Here is a 3,747-nt window from a genome sequence, read left to right as displayed (position 1 = left end):
TCTGGGCGATGGAGAGCTGCCTTAAGCCCAGGCACGTCTACTACGGGGCTCTCGCCGCGCTAGTCGAGCTCGTGGAAAACGGCGTTGTACTATACGGCGACATGTACTTCTACGAGGACGAGGTTGCGAAGGCCACCAAGGAAGTGGGTTTGAGGGCTTCGCTGAGCCTAGGCGTCATAGAGCTGTTCGAGGGGCCGCCGAAGCACAGTATAGAGGACTCCATAAGGTTCGCGGCGAGGTACAAGAGCGACGAGCTTGTCAGGGGCATGATAGGGGTCCACGCCCTCTACTCGGTATCCCTCGACTCTGTCAAGAGGGCTGTCGAGGCCTCCCGCGACCAGGGGGTGAAGATACACATCCACTTCGCGGAGTCGCTGGACGAGGTCAGGTTCACTAAGGAGAGGTACGGCAAGACGCCTGCGCAGCTGGCCGACGAGCTGGGCCTGCTATCGGTGAGGCCCCTCCTGGCCCACGCTGTCTACGTCGACGACAGGGACCTAGAGCTACTGGCAAGGAGCAGGCCCTACGTGTCGTACTGCCCGTTCACGATCATGAGCTGGGGCTCCGGCGTCGCGAGGGTCCTCGAGTACATCGAGAGAGGCGTGCCTGTAACAGTCGGCACAGACGGGCCTCTCACAGCCGGTGTGATGAGCCCGCTCTTCGAGATGAAGGTAGCTCTGGCCGCTCAGGGGAGCAGGTACGCGCGGCCTGTGCCGCTGGACGTGTACGCCCTGCTAAAGAGTAGCGTCTGGGAGGGTAGTAGGGCGCTCGGGTGGGAGTACAGCGGTATAGCGCCGGGCGCGCCAGCAGACGTAGTCCTCTGGGAGCCCCCGCCTTGGGCCGACCCCAGCGAGATGTCCCCGACCGACGCGGCCTTCAGCCTCGTCTACGACCACCAGTACTACAGGCCGGTGCTGGTAGTCGTTTCGGGGAGGGCCGTGAACAAAAGCGCGGAGTTTAATAGGCTCAAGCACATAGTGTTTGAGAAAATCCGCGAAGTTCGCCAAGATTTACTCGAGTGTGGTGGAGTTGAGCGGTGAGATAGGTCTATACTACGAGGCCGACAGCGTTATACACAGGCTGGACCCGAGAGTAAAGCTGGCCTGGTTTATACTCGCACTCGCCGCCTCGATCGCTACCCAGTTCGACGGGAGCGTAGGCGTGTTCGTCTTCATAAGCCTGATCGTGGGGATCGTACTAGCCAGGTTGTCTCTGGCGAGGCTGCTAATAACCATAACCTACAGTGTAGTGTTCTTCATAGTCACCATACTCGTGTGGGCGAGCTTCTACCAGAACGTGGGCAGACCCCTGTTCTACATAGGCTTTGCCAACCTGGTGGTGACGGACGTCGGTTTGCTGGTCGGGACGGGCAAGTTCTTCCTAATTGTAAATCCGATCACCGCCATGCTGCTCTTCTTCTCGACGGTCAAGCCATACGACCTTGTCCAGACGTTCGACAAGCTCAGACTGCCGTATAAGGCGGGCTTCACGCTCTTCCTCTCGCTGAGGCTGCTGCCGATCACCTTCAAGGAGCTCAAGGAGATAATCGATGTCCAGAAGTCCAGGGGTATAGAAGTCGACTCTCCTAACCCGGTGAAGAGGATAGCCTACACCATCCCCGTCTTCGTCCCCCTGATAATAAGGATCATGAGCATAACGTGGGAGACCGCTATAACCCTCATGGTTAGGGGCTTCGGTGCGGGTAAGAGGAGCTACATGAAGCCCCTGAAGTGGAGTCGGAGGGACACAATAGCGCTGGTCGTGCTAGCGGCCTTCTACCTATCTATAATCGCATTGAAGCTGGTCGGGTTCTCTACCTACACTTACGTGGAGGGCTGGAGATGAGCGCACCCGCAGTTGAGATCAAAGACCTGTGGTTCAAGTACCTACTAGCCGAAGACTGGACGCTCAAGAACCTCAACTTAACAGTTGAGAGGGGGGAGTTCGTCGTACTAATGGGCCCCTCCGGGTGCGGGAAGTCCACCCTGATGTACATACTGACTGGTATTATCCCCAACATGATCAAAGGGACTATAAAGGGCACGGTTAGGGTGCTAGGAAAGGACATCCTAAGGCTGCAGCCCCAAGAGATAGTGAGGGACATAGGCTTCGTCTTCCAGAACCCCGACTCGCAGATTATCATGCCCTCCGTCCTCGAGGAGGTAATATTCGGGCTCGAGAACCTCGGCCTCCCACCAGACGAGATAAGGGAGAGGGCGGAGGAGATTATAAAGTACGTGGGCCTGTGGGAGAAGAAGGACCTCTCGCCGTGGAGCCTGTCGGCCGGGGAGAGGCAGATACTCGCGATAGCTTCCGTGCTGGCTCTCAGGCCGAAAGTGATGATACTCGACGAGCCCACCTCCATGCTAGACCACAGGGGAACTAAGAGGGTTCTCGACCTTCTCGACAGGCTCAAGAGGGACTACCATATGACGATAATCGTAGTTGAGCACAGGATCGAGTGGGCTAGCGAGATCGCGGACAAGATCGTGATAATGGACAAGGGGGAGTTTGTCGCGGTGGGCAAGCCCAGCGAGGTGTTCTCTAACTACGAGTTGGTCAAGAGGGTGGGCGTGAGACCACCCATGATCTCCGAGGTCTTCTATAAGTTGATGGACAAGGGGGTCAGGGTAGATAGAATACCGGTCACAGCCCGCGAGGCGGTGGAGCTGATCAAGGGGATGCTGAGAGGGGGGAGGTAGGTTGAGCGAGGTCCTGATAGAGGCGAAGGGTGTCTGGTTCAAGTACAACAAGAAGCAGGACTGGGTCTTGAAGGACGTCAACTTCACGGTGAGGAGGGGCGAGTTCGTCGGTGTCATAGGCGAGTCGGGTGCCGGCAAGACAACGCTCGCCAAGCACTTCAACGGTCTCTTAAAGCCGTGGAGAGGTGAGGTCAGAGTGCTCGGTATGGACACGAGGAGAGTCCCCACATCGAGGCTGGCGAGGCACGTGGGCTACGTCTTCCAGAACCCGGACTCGCAGATCTACTCGGCCACCATCAGGGACGAGCTGAGCGTGGGGCTCAAGAAGCTCGGTTTCAAAACAGAGGAGATCGAGGAGAGGATCAAGTGGGCTCTCGAGGTGGTGGATCTCAAGAAGCCGCTCAACGTATCCCCGCACGTCCTAAGCTTCGGCGAACGGCACAGGCTGGCGATAGCCACGGTGCTAGCCCTCAAACCGGACGTCTTCGTGTTGGACGAGCCCTTCGCCGGGATCGACTACAAGAGGAGCCTCAACCTCCTCGAGATATTCAGGGAGCTGACGAAGAAGGGGCACTCTGTCGTACTAATAGCCCACGACCTCCAGTTAATCGCCGAGCTCGCCGACAGAGTGGTGTTCATGAGCCAGGGCAGGATAATCAGGGAGGGTACGCCCGAGGAGGTCATCGGGGACGTGGCATTCCTCGAATCCAACGGCTACATACCGTTGCAGGTCAGCGTGATCGCCTCGAAGCTGGGGCTGGGGAAGGTAGTCAGGGTAAGCGACATGGCGGAGGAGCTCTATAAGAGGATGGCGCCATGAGCTACTTTAGTAGGCCTCTACACATACTCGCAAAGCCCGGCGACGTCGCCGAGAGGGTCGTCACCGTCGGCGACCCTAAGAGAGCCCACCTACTAAAGGACCTCCTCTCAAACCCGAGGCTGGTCAACGAGAACAGGGGCTTCTACGTGTACACCGGGGAGTACTCCGGCGTGCCGGTCTCGATAGCCGTCCACGGGGTCGGGGCCGCGTCCGCCCACATAGTCT

Annotated in this window: 4 protein-coding genes and 1 pseudogene; all 5 read left to right on the top strand. The window is 58.2% G+C overall.

Annotated elements, in window-relative coordinates; all coding sequences use genetic code 11:
* Positions 1–1,040, top strand: a 1,040-nt coding sequence (locus tag ACP5VX_RS06495) for an amidohydrolase family protein (RefSeq protein WP_428725072.1), incomplete at its 5' end; no start/stop codon positions are given.
* Entirely contained in the window at positions 1,030–1,845 is an 816-nt protein-coding gene (locus ACP5VX_RS06490; RefSeq protein WP_428725071.1) for an energy-coupling factor transporter transmembrane component T family protein, read from the top strand. The genes ACP5VX_RS06495 and ACP5VX_RS06490, both read left to right, overlap by 11 nt.
* A complete protein-coding gene (locus tag ACP5VX_RS06485; RefSeq protein WP_428725070.1) occupies positions 1,842–2,702 on the top strand; it encodes an energy-coupling factor ABC transporter ATP-binding protein in 861 nt (286 codons plus the stop codon). The genes ACP5VX_RS06490 and ACP5VX_RS06485 overlap by 4 nt, the downstream gene beginning before the upstream one ends.
* Before the next feature lies 1 nt (position 2,703).
* Positions 2,704–3,522, top strand: coding sequence for an energy-coupling factor ABC transporter ATP-binding protein (locus ACP5VX_RS06480; RefSeq protein WP_428725069.1), 819 nt, complete (start codon positions 2,704–2,706; stop codon positions 3,520–3,522).
* Positions 3,519–3,747, top strand: a pseudogene (locus ACP5VX_RS06475) (nucleoside phosphorylase); the annotation flags it as partial. The gene ACP5VX_RS06480 and the pseudogene ACP5VX_RS06475, both read left to right, overlap by 4 nt.

It is taken from the genome of Thermogladius sp. (assembly GCF_049970955.1).
GTDB lineage: Archaea > Thermoproteota > Thermoprotei_A > Sulfolobales > Desulfurococcaceae > Thermogladius.
The sequence above is the reverse complement of the archived record's forward strand: the minus strand, read 5'-3'. Positions and strand labels throughout refer to the sequence as shown.

Coding starts and splice junctions, on each gene's coding strand:
- ACP5VX_RS06485 (WP_428725070.1), top strand. CDS start 1,842: ATGAGCGCACCCGCAGTTGAGATCAAAGACCTGTGGTTCAAGTACCTA.